General features: G+C 41.7%; 11 protein-coding genes. 6 read left to right on the forward strand and 5 right to left on the reverse strand.

Annotation, left to right across the window (positions count from 1 at the left end):
- Nucleotides 1-68 precede the first annotated feature (68 nt).
- Nucleotides 69-2,093 (forward strand): hypothetical protein, encoded by a 2,025-nt coding sequence (locus tag C3F22_RS02470; protein ID WP_104425848.1) that lies wholly within the window; start codon nt 69-71, stop codon nt 2,091-2,093.
- Between the two features lie 12 nt (nt 2,094-2,105).
- A complete protein-coding gene (locus C3F22_RS02475) occupies nt 2,106-2,474 on the forward strand; it encodes a hypothetical protein (RefSeq protein WP_228203569.1) in 369 nt (122 codons plus the stop codon).
- On the opposite strand, the gene C3F22_RS02480 is transcribed toward C3F22_RS02475, so the two are convergent.
- Nucleotides 2,439-3,140, reverse strand: a complete 702-nt coding sequence (locus C3F22_RS02480; RefSeq protein ID WP_001223318.1) for an IS1-like element ISPa14 family transposase — start codon at nt 3,138-3,140, stop codon at nt 2,439-2,441. The two genes, C3F22_RS02475 and C3F22_RS02480, sit on opposite strands and share 36 nt — an antisense overlap.
- A gap of 182 nt (nt 3,141-3,322) precedes the next feature.
- On the opposite strand from C3F22_RS02480, the gene C3F22_RS02485 reads away from it, so the two are divergent.
- Both C3F22_RS02485 and C3F22_RS02490 read left to right on the forward strand, forming a co-directional pair.
- The gene (locus tag C3F22_RS02485; protein ID WP_213064458.1) at nt 3,323-5,284 is read left to right on the forward strand and encodes a hypothetical protein; all 1,962 of its coding nucleotides are present in this window, start codon (nt 3,323-3,325) and stop codon (nt 5,282-5,284) included.
- A 16-nt stretch (nt 5,285-5,300) separates the two neighbouring features.
- Entirely contained in the window at nt 5,301-6,716 is a 1,416-nt protein-coding gene (locus tag C3F22_RS02490) for a hypothetical protein (RefSeq protein WP_104425850.1), read from the forward strand.
- Nucleotides 6,717-6,762: 46 nt separating this feature from the next.
- Here C3F22_RS02490 and C3F22_RS02495 read toward each other — a convergent pair whose 3' ends face one another.
- The 4 genes from C3F22_RS02495 to C3F22_RS02510 form a co-directional block, all read right to left on the reverse strand.
- Nucleotides 6,763-8,490 (reverse strand): proline--tRNA ligase, encoded by a 1,728-nt coding sequence (locus C3F22_RS02495; RefSeq protein ID WP_104425851.1) that lies wholly within the window; start codon nt 8,488-8,490, stop codon nt 6,763-6,765.
- 96 nt (nt 8,491-8,586) lie between these two features.
- A complete protein-coding gene (locus C3F22_RS02500) occupies nt 8,587-11,694 on the reverse strand; it encodes an efflux RND transporter permease subunit (RefSeq protein WP_104425852.1) in 3,108 nt (1,035 codons plus the stop codon).
- Between the two features lie 18 nt (nt 11,695-11,712).
- Complete coding sequence (locus C3F22_RS02505; protein WP_104425853.1) at nt 11,713-12,840, reverse strand: efflux RND transporter periplasmic adaptor subunit; 1,128 nt, start codon at nt 12,838-12,840, stop codon at nt 11,713-11,715.
- 51 nt (nt 12,841-12,891) lie between these two features.
- Complete coding sequence (locus C3F22_RS02510) at nt 12,892-13,536, reverse strand: hypothetical protein (protein WP_034170199.1); 645 nt, start codon at nt 13,534-13,536, stop codon at nt 12,892-12,894.
- A 282-nt stretch (nt 13,537-13,818) separates the two neighbouring features.
- Here C3F22_RS02510 and pilG point away from each other — a divergent pair, with 282 nt between their 5' ends.
- Together pilG and C3F22_RS02520 are read left to right on the forward strand one after the other, a co-directional pair.
- Nucleotides 13,819-14,202, forward strand: coding sequence for a twitching motility response regulator PilG (gene pilG, locus C3F22_RS02515; RefSeq protein WP_004784987.1), 384 nt, complete (start codon nt 13,819-13,821; stop codon nt 14,200-14,202).
- Nucleotides 14,203-14,227: 25 nt separating this feature from the next.
- Nucleotides 14,228-14,596, forward strand: coding sequence for a response regulator (locus C3F22_RS02520; RefSeq protein ID WP_004784985.1), 369 nt, complete (start codon nt 14,228-14,230; stop codon nt 14,594-14,596).
- Nucleotides 14,597-14,600: the final 4 nt, after the last annotated feature.

Genomic DNA, 14,600 nt, shown 5'->3' on the forward strand with positions numbered 1-14,600 from the left:
TCAAAAATTGAAGGCTGGGAAGCTGAAGGATAAAGATGCGGAGCATCAGATAAGAGGGATAGGTCGAGATGGCTCAAATAAAAGCTAAATTTCAATTTCGTAAAAGCTATTTGGCAATGATGATCGGTTTAGGATTATTGCCATCCGCACATGCAATGCAGGAATTAACTGATTCTTCTCTTTCTGATACTACCGGTGAAGGTGTTGCTCTAGTACTTGATGACTTTAAAATGGTTTTTCAGGCACCGAATGATGCTTCCAGTGGTTCAAGCTATGCACGAGGTATTGCCAATCCAGGTCAGGCAGACACTGGCTTTATTCGTATTATTCCGACTGGGGAGAACTATGCTCAGTTAGGTGAGCGTGCCTATAACAAAGTCTATGATCGAGTGTATGCAAGTAGCTATTTAAATGGTATTAGTGCAAATGCCAATCTTTATCAAACGACTTATAACAATAGTGTCAGTACCTATAAAACTCAAAACTATGATTCGACTTTAACTGCAATCCGTAATGAAATTGGTGCTAATGCGCGTGCTGGTCTTGTTGAGCAATATCGCAATTCAGATTTAATAAAGCAGTATTATGATCAGCGCTATCAAGATTATTATGATGGTAATCTTTGGCCTTTAGCTCTAAGTAATGATGGAACAATAACAAAACCTGATTCATTAGAATCTACGTTATGGTTAAAAGATAAATCAGCAGAATATGCTTTAGCTAATACTTATGAAATGATTGAATTATTATGGGGGAATCGTGCAGCCGTTTCTCTTAATAATAAATGGACTCAGGCTGTAGGATCCCGAAGTAATTTGATCGATCCTGGGGTAACAACAATTGTTGAAAACCGGACTCAAGAAAAACTAGCAATTGAAGCTGATAGGTATGCACTGATTCAGGCAAAAAATGCAGTGACTGCTATGGAGCAGGCGGTTAAAGCGAGCGCAACAACAGCGGCCAAAGAAGCTGCAATGGGTGCCTCAGTCAGTACGCTACGTACGAAGGCTGATGTATTTATCTATGGTTTAGCTTTATCAAAAAGTGATAACTCACTCAGTAGCCGCTATAGCAATCAGGGGTTTAATTGGGGAACAGCCAGCAATCCCTGGTTATTTCATGCCGGAGCCGAAACAGTAAAACAGTTTACGGATACTGGAAAAGAAGTGGGCTATCTAGCTTTGGAAGCACCTCTTGCAACAGTTGCTGCAAATGAAGCAGATAATAATATTAAGCTTGGTTTCTGGACTGATATTTTCTCACGTTCTTTAAATTCAAGTAATACCGTAGATTATGCTACTGGAGCACCTACTTCAGGCTTAGATATTTCTGAACGCTTTCGTGCACAATTTATTGCTAATGGTTTGAGCATGAACGGTTCACAAGTCCGATTATTTCAAACCCTTACATCGCCTGATCTTGCATATAGTCAAACCTTGGGCCTGGCGAGTCTGATCCGACTCAATACTAATGATGATCCCTCTACTCTGACCAGTGATTCAAACAATTTGAACAGTAAAGGGATTCGTATTAGTACTGCAGCAAAAGAGAATAATCTTGATGGAGATGGTCCGACCCCTGCTTTAAATGGCTCTGCAGCTCCTATATTTCATGATACCGAGGGATTGTATTTATATAGCCCGAATATCAACTTGGTACTAGGAACTATGTACCAACCTTTTGTTGTGGGTTCGGAAGGAAATAATATTATTTTGGAAGTGACACGTATTCCTAAAATTCCAGATATTTACAACCGGATTTATCAGCGTTATCCAGATGGAAAAGGTGGCTTTTTAGGATCAGAAGCACTTTTAGGCTCTACATGTAATGTATATACATGTGGTACTGAAATTAAAGCTCAAGCTTCAGATAGCATTGCCTTGTATCAAGGACGTGATGCGACACACAGTAGTATCGCTATTGGTTCTGTTGAACGTATTGCCAACACCAATATGCTGAAGGCAAAAGATGATAATAATGCTACCGGTGTGGTATTTAGGGGGGCTACTGATAACTCAATGAGGAATTTTGGTTCAGCAGTGATTGATGGTGTGTTGATTCAACATCTAAAAATAAAAACTACGGGTCTATAAAGGAATAGGGCAATGTTGAAAAAGTTAATGCTTGCTACAGTTCTTGGGATTTCTTTAGCGACACAAGCCGGCTTGGTCAGTCTTGATCCGCAGCAAATGACAGCAGAAACGGGTCAAGGCGGAGCGGATTTAAGCTGGACCTTGTCACTCAATCATCAATACGCTACTGATTTAACGAAATCTCAAATTTCTGAAACGGTCGCTAATAAGTTAGAAGTGTATTACAAGCCAACAACAGATTGTGGAATTAACACCTTGTTTTGTCGCTTGGCGATTTCTCCGAACAATCATGTCGACGCCCAAGGCAATAAAAAATGGGGTGGTGTTTCAAAAAGTATGCTGACATTAAATGAAGCCATTATTGATGTAAAAAAAGGTTAAGTCGAAAGCTTTAAAATGGTTTTCAATCTTTTTTGAAAAATTACAACTCCTTCTAAAACCGCGCCTAATTCGATGCCTTATTTTGCAATTATTACCTTCAATACCTACAGTAAAAAATTTACCAATACTTTGCTTGCAGTTTTTAAAAGCAGTGATGAAACTGTCCCAATGATCACTTGCAATTCGGGTGTAGTGAATACCTAATTGTTTAAGCTTTGTCTTCAATCGTTGAACTGTAGCTAAGTCTCTTTTACCCCAAACATAAGCAACAATCTCACCTGTTTCTCGATGGTAGGCGTAAATAAGCCATTGTTTATTATTTTTATTTCCCACGAAAGTCCAAAACTCATCAACTTCAAGAGACTCATAATGACTTTGTTTAGGCTGAATTTGGTAGGTCGATTCGGTTAAAGTACGTAAAACTTTACCGATACTGATTCGCTCAACTTCAGCGATATCTCGTATACCACTACCTCTGACCATCAACTGTAATATTTTTCGAGTAATGCCTGAATTACATCCTAGATAGCTCAGAGCATGGTCACCAATAAACTGACGTTTACAGTCTTTGCACTGATAGTTTTGTTTCCCATCTACTTTGATGCCATTTTTCTTTATACTGTCACTGAGGCAGGTTGGACATTTGATTTCTAGAGTTATTCGCATTTCTCTATTTTATCAAAATTCAACCTGCTTTGTTTCAGCATACTTTTTGAAACACCACCGAATTAGGTTATATCACTGGTCAAGACGGTATTACGATTACGCACGAGGTATCAAAAGTTGAAGTTGAACAGCTCAATTGGTATGACCCGAATGCTGATGTAAATACCAAGATGGGACTGGGATTGCATAAAGTAAAAATCTTAGGCAAAGATCAAAATGCGATTTTAAGCCAGCTTAAGTTTGATGTCGGTGCGACCGATGCTGGTGCAGGGATTCGTTTAGAAGCAAGCGTAGCTCCCTTTAGTGCCAATGCAGATTTTAAACTGGTGAGTAAGGAATGTGCTGAAACAAGCTGTGTCGAAAACAATCAAAATTTGGGCAAACTAGGTCTTGCGATTGATAGTCCATTTAAAATGGTGCTTCAAACGACAGCTGGTTTATTCAATAAGAATGAAACAGCTACTATCGATTTCAATTTGCAAGATGCCACGATTAAACATACTTTAGGTACAAATAGCTTAGTTCTAGATAACTTTAATTTTAACTTCGCTGGTACGGGCTATATGTATATAGACCCGACACAAGGCATCGTACTCGCCAGTAAAGGTGGCACACAAGACCATCTAATTAATTTAAAACCAGTGGCTGTAGGAACAACTGGTGCGCAAACAGCTGGATTAAACTTTGATTTACGCTATCAGAATGGAGATGGCGATTTAAAAAATATCATGCGCTATGGTATTTCGGGTGCAGTGAGTAATGCACGTTTGTCGTTAGGTGCCGATCAGTCAAAACTGAATTCTTTTGATATAAGTAATAAAGTTGGTGGTGTGCTGACGCGACAAGATCATAGAGTTTCAAGCTATAACGCAGGTGAAGGTGGCTTGCATCTTGGTTTATCAGCTGATTTTACCAATCAGGAAGTGGCAGCAGCGCAGGGTTTAAAGCCAACGACTTTGGAAATTGGTCATACCGGCAAAGGAAGCTATGCAGTTCAGTTTAATGAATTACGTTCATTAACTGGAAAGAATAATGCTTATATTGATTTTGGCGATATTTATATCAATACAATTCAGGCACAGAGCCTAGAGTTTTTAGTGAATGACAATATTAAGTCAACGCTTAGACGAAGTAATCCGATTTTGCAGCAAACTTTAAGCAGTACGTCTGCTAATCAGGACTTTGCACTAATTGCCATACGGGGTATGGATTTCCAGTCGATTGCAGCCAAAGCAAATTTTATTTCTAATGATACTGGTGTTATTTCCGGGAATAGTGGTTCTTGGGGGATTGGTATTCCAATTTACAACCTGAATGCCAATGTTGCCTTGTCGGGTACAAAATATGAAGGTGACAAGAATGGTATTGCCTATAACGTGATGGCATCAACTGAAGGTTATGGTAAGGATGCTAAAACTGGAGCACCAAGTACAACTTCAATTCTTTTAATTGATGGTGGTGTAGAGAATGGCTATGCGCGAAACTATTATGCTGGCCTTCGAAATATTGATACCTTTATTGAATCCAAAGGGGTGATTGGTTATGAAGATGAAGGCATCTATGTAAAAGCTGATAAATTGCTGATCGCAGCGAAAGCTGAAGTGGCAATTGGACAATTACCGGGATCTAAATATAACTGTGTATCAGGCAATAAATGTGATCAGTTTGTTCCTGATGACAATTTTTCTAAACGCGACGATGTATTAACAACAATTGCCATGATGCTTGATGGTAGTGGTGAGTTAATGATTATTCCGGGACTGGATGTAGCAGACGAAAATTATTTATCTCTGGATGCAAACTTTAAGTTCCGAACATTAACTTCTACAGAAAAAGGTGATGTCAATAATCTTGGTAGTTATTTTAGTCTGATTAATGAAGATGTAGATAGCACAGGTGCAGTTCATACTTCTGCGATTAACTTTAATCGTATGGAAGGGAATTTAGGATTAATCACCAAAATAGGCGTGAGTGAAGATACTGTTACTTTAGATAATCAAATCAAATTTAATAAAGATCAGAAGATTATCGAGCCGTTTAGAACCAACATGGCCATGACCACAAATGGCAATATGCAGAATATCGCAACAATTGCACTCACAGGCGGAACCATGCGCAGTACGCTTGGTATTACACCGCGCTGAAATAAGGGATGATTTCATGAAAAAAATAATATTGAATAGCTTGATTGTCACTTTAATGGGCCTTACTCAACAGGCGATGGCTATGACAGCCTTAGACGATGAGGCTTTATCGGCAGTTGATGCACAGGCATTATTAAATTTGGAAAATGCTTATGATTCATCACAAGGGATTAACTTCCATAAGCTAAGTATTGAAGCTTTAATGGAATTGAACATTAATATCAAAACTTTGCAGCTCGGTTGTGGTGGAACTAATAACAGTATTGGGAATACCAATGGTTGTGATATTGATATTTCTAACTTGGCTTTGAGTGGCTTAAATACCAGCCTTGATGATAAAGGTAACCCTGTCTTTTCAGACGACCGTGCTAATACCAGTGCCAGTGTGAGTAATCCCTTTGTTGAGTTTGCAATTAAAAATGGTGGAAGTGCCTCTACCCGAGAAGTGGTCGGTTTCCGTCTAGGTGCAGATAAAATTGTTGGACTCTTAACCATGGGAACTGACAACGTTGAAAATCCGAATGATGGCCTCAAAAGTTTTAGTGGTTATATGAAAATGGCGCAAACCACTGGTGAGTCTGTTACAAAAGCGGGAACCTTTGGTATTGCAAATGATGAAAAAATCTCAGGGAATCTAAAGGCTTTAGGACAAACACGTACTTTCACCAGTAAGCCAGGTGCTGATGGCCATACCGGGATTACAGTGCCTTCCATGCGGGTAGACTTTACTATGCCAGAAACTGTCGTGACTGGGCAACGCTTAAAGTCAGCGACTGTAAGTAATATCCGTTCTACTATTGCTTCGATTCCATTAGCAAAGGCTTTAACGGGTTCAACTTTGCCAAATGATGTGATTGGTACACCAGATTTTTCAAAAGATAAGCTGTATGTAGAGTTTGATCCATTAATTGGACTTCTTAATTTAGGAACACATTCTTTCTTTCAAATGGGTGCTGGTTCAAGTCTGGATAACCTGAATATGGACATCACCTTTGTTCAGGCTCTAAATATGATCCATAATATTCCATTAAATGGTACAGGCGGTTATTTGTCTTTACAGAGTCAGAATGTGCATTGGCAAGGTGCGGACGCGGCTGATATTGCCAAACCAGGTTGGTGGCTATCTTTTAAAGACCCGATTCAACTGGGTGTATTAAAAACTACAGATGAAGTTGATATTTCATTCGTGTTACCTCAGGTAGCAACTGCTATTTCTGAATTTCTTTTACGACCTGAAAACTTGATCGATGTCAGTGTGGGTGAGGCTCTAGGGTCTCTGGCGAATGTCGCGGTGGTACGTAAATTGAATATTGATGTAGGTAAATTTACTAACTATGTAGATGGTACTCCTGCAACTTTAACCTTAATGGATAAGCTGCTACAGAACCAGAATGTGACCTCAAACTGCTTTGGCGGACATAAGTTCTGCTAATTCAGACATATAAAAAATCCCGCTCTAGGCGGGATTTTTTATTGATTCAGAAAAAATTATTTAGCAATTTTGCCAGTAGTTCTTCTTTCGAAAGATTTACTGATTCTGCATCACGGCGACCTTTATATTCAAAAGTACCTGCATCCAGACCTTTTTCACCAATCACAATGCGATGTGGAATACCAGTCAATTCAAGATCAGAGAATTTCACACCTGGACGTTCATTACGGTCATCAAGCAGTACGTCAAAACCAGCAGCTTGCAGTTCTGCATATAAGCTTTCAGCAGCTTCTAAAGTGCGAGGTGATTTATGCGCATTCATTGGCACAATTGCTACTTCAAATGGAGCGATCGCAGCCGGCCAGATGATGCCTTTTTCATCGTAATTCTGTTCAATTGCAGATGCTACGACACGTGTCACACCAATACCATAACAACCCATGGTTACAGTGAATGGTTTGCCATCCTCACCTAAGACCTTACAACCTAAAGCTTCAGAATATTTTTTGCCTAACTGGAAGATATGACCCACTTCGATACCACGTTTGATTTGAAGTGTACCTTTGCCATCTGGAGAAGGATCGCCTTCAACCACATTACGCAGGTCATAAACTTCGCTAAACTGCGCATCACGTTCCCAGTTCACGCCAGTTGCGTGCTTGTCTGCTTCATTTGCACCCGCGACGAAGTCAGAAAGTACAGAAGCAGCACGGTCAACAATCACTGTTAGGCCTTTTTCTACTAAACCTTGTGGACCTACAAAACCAGCAGTCAAACCTAGTTCAGCAAGTTGAGCTTCAGTAGCAAAAGCCAAAGGCGCAGCAATTTTTGGATGCTTTTCGGCTTTAATTTCATTCAGTTCATGGTCACCACGAAGGAACAGGGCAACGACAGGAGCTGCTTTACCTTCTTCAGCTGCAACGCCTTGAACCAGTAATGCCTTCACTGAATGTGCAGGGTCAGTGCCAAGGAAGCTTGATACATCAGCAATCGTTTTTTGATTTGGGGTATCAACCACTTTCAGTTCTTGAGTTGGAGCAGCACGATCGCCCACCAGAATCGCTTCAGCCATTTCGATGTTAGCCGCATAATCAGATTCAGTTGAGAATGCGATATCATCTTCACCACTTGAAGCCAAGACGTGGAATTCGTGTGAACCTGAACCACCGATTGAACCGGTATCCGCTTGTACTGGACGGAAATCCAGACCTAAACGGGTAAAGATCTTGCAGTACGCTTCGTACATTTTATCGTAAGTTTCTTGCAGAGATTCCTGATCCGCATGGAAAGAGTAAGCATCTTTCATGATGAATTCACGTGAGCGCATTACACCAAAACGAGGACGGATTTCATCTCGGAACTTGGTTTGAACCTGGTAGAAGTTTGCAGGCAATTGTTTGTAACTTTTTAGCTCATTACGTGCCAGATCAGTGATCACTTCTTCGTGTGTTGGACCAAGCACAAAGTCATTGGTATGACGATCTTTAAAACGTAATAGTTCAGGACCGTATTGCACATAACGACCAGATTCTTCCCAAAGAGAAGCTGGTTGAGTCACAGGCATCAAGACTTCGAGTGAACCCGCGTTATTCATTTCTTCGCGAACGATCGCTGCAACTTTATTTAATACGCGAACGCCCATCGGCAGCCAGGTGTACAAACCTGAAGCCAACTTACGAATCATACCGGCACGAAGCATCAGCTGATGTGAAATAACTTCAGCATCGTTCGGGGTTTCTCTCAACGTTGCAAATAAAAAGCGACTCGCGCGCATGGAAACTGTCCTAAAAAATTAAGCGTTAAAGCAGAGATTATACAATAAAAAATGAGGTGAACATTCGTGAATGTCACCTCATTGTGATGGTTTAAATTATGCCATGATTTTACGGGCTTGGCGCAGCATAAAATTCTTAAGGTCATCCAAATAAGTGAAAATCACTGGAACCACGACCAATGTCAGCAGGGTGGAGGTAATTACCCCGCCGATCACGGCATGTGCCATCGGTGCACTTTGTTCACCACCTTCACCTAAGCCCAGAGCGAGCGGCACCATTCCCATGACCATGGCACTGGTGGTCATCAGAATTGGACGTAAACGGGTTTTGCCGGCATTCAGAATCGCATCATAACGGGCTTCACCCCGATCCATGGCTTTCTTGATGAAGTCGATAAGCAGAATCGCATTTTTGGTTACCAGACCCATCAGCATAATAATCCCGATAATCGAAAACAGGTTCATGGTCGAATTAAACAGGAACAGCGCCAGGAATACACCAATTAATGACAAAGGTAATGAAGCCATAATGGCAGCAGGATGAATAAAGCTGTTGAACTGTGAACCCAGCACAATATAAATAAATACAATCGACAGGGTAATCGCAGTCAACGCATAACCAGCGGATTCTGCCATATCTGCATTGGCACCTTGGGTATCAAAACTATAACCCGGTGGCATGTCGAAATTATCCTGAAGTCTGCTAATGTCAGTACCGATGTCACCTGCAGGGCGTCCAGAGGTATTTGCTTCAACCAGCACCTCACGCGCCAGGTCACGACGATTAATTTGAGAAGCTCCCAGTTTTTCCTCAAAATTAGCAACGCTAGAAAGCGGGATCAAAATCGGCTGATTATTGCCATCCATTTTAGATGAAGTGATATACATATTTTGCAGATCGCTCGGCAGGGTGCGCCGGTCTTCGGTCAGGCGTAAGTTAACATCATAAGTTTCACCTTTTTCATCCTGCCACGTGGTGACATCATCGCCGGCAATCAATGGGCGAACTACATTGGCAATTTGATTGACTGACAAACCAAGATCACTGGCCAGAACGCGATTGATCTGTACACCTAAGGTCGGTTTTGGCTCTTTGAGGGATGTTTCCAGATCGACGATGCCATCAATTTTAGCCATCTCGACCATAAAGCGATCGGAAATCTTTTGTAGTTCATTCAAATCAGGGCCCTTGATTGAGATCATAATCGGCTTTTGACCACCCGATACGGTTTCATCCGCGGAAGCAACTGAGGTAATGGTAATGCCGCCCACAGATTGTAAACGTTGACGGAATTCATTATTGAGATCATTCAAGCTTTTCTCACGTTCAGTCCGCGGAGTTACAGTGACACGTAAGCTGACATGATTTTTACCGCGATCGGTCACACCATTAATTACGCCATAAGTTGCACGTACATCAGGATGCTGACGTACGATTTTATCGACCTGTTGCAGTTTGGCTTGTGAATATTCCAGTGAAGCATCGACTGGGGTTTCAAACTTGATCCGGATTTCACCCTTATCCGGGACAGGTACAAACTCGGTACCAATCAGTTTCGAGAGTGCTAAAGCGCCAAACAGAGATGCCACTGCAATCACAATGGTAATGAACCTAAAGCGTAAAGCCAGTTTCAATAGCTTTTCATAAACATGACTTAAATTGTCTAATTTGCCTGAAATCCAGTTAAAGAAGCGTTTGATTCGGCCCGGCTTTTTATTGGGATCTTTTTTCTTTTCTGCCCAATGTGCAGATAGCATTGGATCCAGAGTAAAACTGACAAACATGGAAATCAGAACGGCGGTACTCACCGTCACACCGAACTGATAAAAGAAACGCCCAATAATTCCACCCATAAAGGCAACAGGCAAGAAGACCGCGACGATTGTCAATGTTGTTGCCAGAACAGCAAGACCAATTTCTTTGGTTCCGTCCAGTGCAGCAGTGACATGGTCTTTACCCATATCGGTATGCCGTACGATATTTTCCCGTACTACAATTGCATCATCAATCAGCAAACCGATACTTAAAGACAGGGCCAATAAGGTCATCATGTTAATACTGAAACCAAAAGCCCAGATAAAGGTCAAAGTTCCGAGCAAAGCGATCGGTAAAGTGAGGCCAGTAATGACCGTTGAGCGGAAAGAACCTAAAAATAACAGAACAATTAGGACAGCAAGAACTGCACCTTCGATAATGGTACGCGCCACATCACCAATGGTGCCGCGGATGCTTTTTGAAGAATCTACCACAACTTTTAAGGTGGTTCCTTGTGGCAGTTGGGATTTGAGGCTTTCAAGGGTTTTGTAAGTACTGTCTACAACTTCAATGATATTAGAATCAGAGCTACGCAGGATGTCAACTGCAACTGCAGCTTTACCATCCAGAAATGCACCAGTTTCAAGTTCTGCCTGGCTATCTTCAATTTCTGCGACCTGTTTCAGAAAGATCGGTGCACCATTTTTATTGGCAATCACCAAATCGCCAAAGGCGAGGGGATGTAGCACTTTGGAATTGATCTCAATCACCAGTTCCGAGTTGCCAGATTTTAATGTACCGCCCGGAACTTCGATATTTTCAGATTTCAGAGTATTAATGACGCTATCCACGCCGATACCAAAAGCTTGCAGTTTCTGGGGTTCAACCTGAATGCGAATCTGGCGCTGTGCATCACCAAGAAGGTTGACTGTACCTACTCCCGGAACAGTTCGTAGTTGTGGAACAATGCGCTGATCCAGATAGGAACTCAGTGCCTTTAAATCCATATTGTCGGACTCAAATACGATCGACATGATTGCATTGGCAGTCGGATCATAACGCTCGACAACCGGTTCCTGAATTTCATCACGGAATTCGGCGGTGACTGAGGCAATTTTGTCACGGACATCCTGTGCCGCCATGGTAGAAGGAACTTCCAGATTGAATTCGGCCGTAATCATCGACAGGCCTTCACTGGATTGTGAAATTACCTGTTTTAAACCAGAAATAGTATTGATCTGGTCTTCAAGTTTTTTGGTAATTTCCGATTCAACGGTTTCTGGAGAAGCGCCTGGATAGCTGGTATAAATCACCACAAAGGGAAAGTCGACATCCGGAAATTCTTCTACACCCATGCGCTGCCAGGAAGCTAGTCCAAGCACCATCAAACAGAACATCATCATAATGGTGAAGACGGGATACTTCACACTAATTCGGGTAAACCACATATTAATGATCCTGTCTGATTAGTTGGAACGCAGTGTCACTGGCTTGTTGAGATCTGCCTCAGTAAATGGAATGCGACTGACCTGATCACCTGTCTCCAGACCCTGGATCACTGCAGTATTCTGGTTATAGCGCTGTTCCAGAACCTGAACATTCACTTTAATAATTTTGTTCTGGCGAATAACCCAGACATAAGGTTTATTCTGGATATCCTGAACGGTATCGAGGGGAATAATCTGACCAGAAACTTGTTGAGAACTCAGAATATTGCCTTCAACAAAAGAGCCAATACTTAAAGAGGGAATACTTTCATTCGGTCTGGCGAAGAATTCAATCTGCCGACTGGCCTGATCGGCAATTGGAGACACCCGGCTAATAGCAGCGGTATACGTATTTGGATTGCCCTGAATCTGATATTCAATTTTGCTGCCTAAACGCAGACTGGCCTGCATCTCACTCGGGACACGGGCCTGAATTTCCAGTTGATTTGGATTTACGATTTCAAACAGGGTTTGTCTGATCGCCACGGTTTGACCGGGCTCAACCTGACGCTGAGTGATCACGCCACTAATCGGGCTAGTGATAATGCCATCACGATCGGCTTTTACGGCAATATCGACATTGGCTTGCTGTGCGCGGACATTTTCAACCTGGGCCTGATAGTCAACCTGGCTTTGCTCATATTCAACTTTAGAGATAAAGCCTTGGTCGAGCAGACGCTTTTTGCGCTGCATCATGTTGCGCGCCTGATTAGCCTGTGCCTGGGTAGATGCCAGATTGGCACGGGCCTGAGCCAGACGTGCGGCATTATCCTGATTATTTAAGCGAACCAGTACCTGACCTTTAGCTACATTGTCACCGACCTGAGCATTAACACTGGTGGCAGTGGCAGAAACCTGCGCCTGAATACTGCTTTGGTTGACTGCGCGAATAGTACCGGTAAATGCGGATTTCTGGATTGAAGTACCTGTCTTTACGGCAACCAGATCCTGAGGAATCAGTTCAATTGTTTTTGGACTTTCGGCTTGCGGTGTAGATTCATTTTTATTGCAGCCGCTTAGAAAAAGACTTAAGCAAAGTGCACTCATCATCAATACAGAGCGCGAAGAAGAGGTCTTTGAAATATGAAAATGCTGTGCAAATGGCATATTAATCCTTTTCACTTGTGGTCGTTTAAAGCAACAACAAGTTATTTGTGTTTATTCAAGTGCTTTTAAACGGGCAATAATTCTGTCGTATTCCGCTTCCATATTTCGATAGCGGGTTTGTAAAGATTGAATATTTTCTTTTTGAGAAATCAGGTTTTTCTGGTTGTTTTCAAGGTTGGCTTTTAAAGAGGCCGGGGGATTATTGCCTTTACGTAAATATTCACGTTCTTGGCGTACAAACATGACCCGGTCTTGCTGCAACTGTTTCATCTGCTCTTGCTGAAAGGCAATCTGTTTCTTCAGTTGGCTCAGACTTTCATTCTTTTTCTGTAGAGCAACATGGCTATTGGTATAGGCACGTTTCAGCTTTTGATCTTCTGCGATGCGCTGGGCTTGCTGGGCACGTTGCGGCGCCTGTTTAATATCTTTATCGACATTATAAGGACGTGCACGTTTAATGACCTGCATATTCTGGTCAAGTGCCTCATAGCCATAGCGGATATGGTTGGGGGTAACGTTAGTGCTGATATTGGCCACGCCTTTATTATCATAATAGCGATACCAGGTGGCTTTTGGTGGCTGGTTAGTTGAGGCATATGAAATGGTGACCTGAAGAAAAAGTGTCACTGCAAATATGAATTGGCCAGTCATTTTATTTTTATCAATGAAAGCAAGTTTTTCTGAAAACTGACTCATCATTGGCTCCCCAATTGAAAGTTGACTAAATTACTTATTTTAAAGTAATAATAATGCTATATTAGACTCAAACTCACGAATTAAAAACTACCGTCAGTCAAAAAAAAAGCAATGACAAAATAAAAATGTGAAATGGTTGATGAAATCCGCTATTTTTGCACACTTGTGTAGAAAATGTTCATTGATAATACAAGTGGATTTGTGTTAAAAATGTTTATCGATCGTAATAAAATAATCCTATGAGCCTTATGGCGCATCGTTTCTAAAATGGGAAGGGTCAAAATGGACGATAAATTCCAAAATCTAAAAGTTATGGTCATTGATGACTCAAAGACCATTCGTCGTACAGCAGAAACTCTTCTACAGCGCGAAGGATATGAAGTCGTGACTGCGGTAGATGGTTTTGAAGCTTTATCAAAAATCGCAGAAGCCAATCCAGATATCGTATTTGTAGACATCATGATGCCTCGTCTAGATGGTTATCAAACTTGTGCGTTGATTAAAAACTCTCAAAATTATCAGAATATTCCTGTGATTATGCTTTCGAGTAAAGATGGCTTATTTGATCAGGCCAAAGGTCGTGTTGTTGGTTCGGATGAATACTTGACTAAACCTTTCAGTAAAGATGAATTGCTTAATGCAATCCGTAACCATATTAGTGCTTAATAATTGATTTTTTAGGGGAATTGGCATGGCGCGTATCTTAATCGTAGATGACTCACCGACAGAAACATTCCGTTTTAGAGAGATTCTTTCTAAACATGGCTTTGAGGTGATTGAAGCATCCAATGGTGCAGATGGGGTAACCATGGCTCAGGCTGAGTTGCCAGATCTGGTATTGATGGATGTGGTCATGCCAGGCGTGAATGGCTTCCAGGCAACACGTCAAATCGCACGTGGTGCAACCACCAAGCATATTCCGATTGTAATTGTAAGTACCAAAGATCAGGCCACTGACCGCGTTTGGGGTAAACGTCAGGGTGCCGCAGATTATCTTACAAAACCGGTAGATGAAAAACAGTTGATTGAAGTGATTAAGCACCACCTCAACGCAGGATAAGCTC

The organism is Acinetobacter sp. ACNIH1 (assembly GCF_002934695.1).
Classification (GTDB): Bacteria; Pseudomonadota; Gammaproteobacteria; order Pseudomonadales; family Moraxellaceae; genus Acinetobacter; species Acinetobacter variabilis.

Coding starts and splice junctions, on each gene's coding strand:
- C3F22_RS02470 (WP_104425848.1), top strand. CDS start 69: ATGGCTCAAATAAAAGCTAAATTTCAATTTCGTAAAAGCTATTTGGCA.
- C3F22_RS02475 (WP_228203569.1), top strand. CDS start 2,106: ATGTTGAAAAAGTTAATGCTTGCTACAGTTCTTGGGATTTCTTTAGCG.
- C3F22_RS02480 (WP_001223318.1), bottom strand. CDS start 3,140: ATGCGAATAACTCTAGAAATCAAATGTCCAACCTGCCTCAGTGACAGT.
- C3F22_RS02490 (WP_104425850.1), top strand. CDS start 5,301: ATGAAAAAAATAATATTGAATAGCTTGATTGTCACTTTAATGGGCCTT.
- C3F22_RS02495 (WP_104425851.1), bottom strand. CDS start 8,490: ATGCGCGCGAGTCGCTTTTTATTTGCAACGTTGAGAGAAACCCCGAAC.
- C3F22_RS02500 (WP_104425852.1), bottom strand. CDS start 11,694: ATGTGGTTTACCCGAATTAGTGTGAAGTATCCCGTCTTCACCATTATG.
- C3F22_RS02505 (WP_104425853.1), bottom strand. CDS start 12,840: ATGCCATTTGCACAGCATTTTCATATTTCAAAGACCTCTTCTTCGCGC.
- C3F22_RS02510 (WP_034170199.1), bottom strand. CDS start 13,536: ATGAGTCAGTTTTCAGAAAAACTTGCTTTCATTGATAAAAATAAAATG.
- pilG (WP_004784987.1), top strand. CDS start 13,819: ATGGACGATAAATTCCAAAATCTAAAAGTTATGGTCATTGATGACTCA.
- C3F22_RS02520 (WP_004784985.1), top strand. CDS start 14,228: ATGGCGCGTATCTTAATCGTAGATGACTCACCGACAGAAACATTCCGT.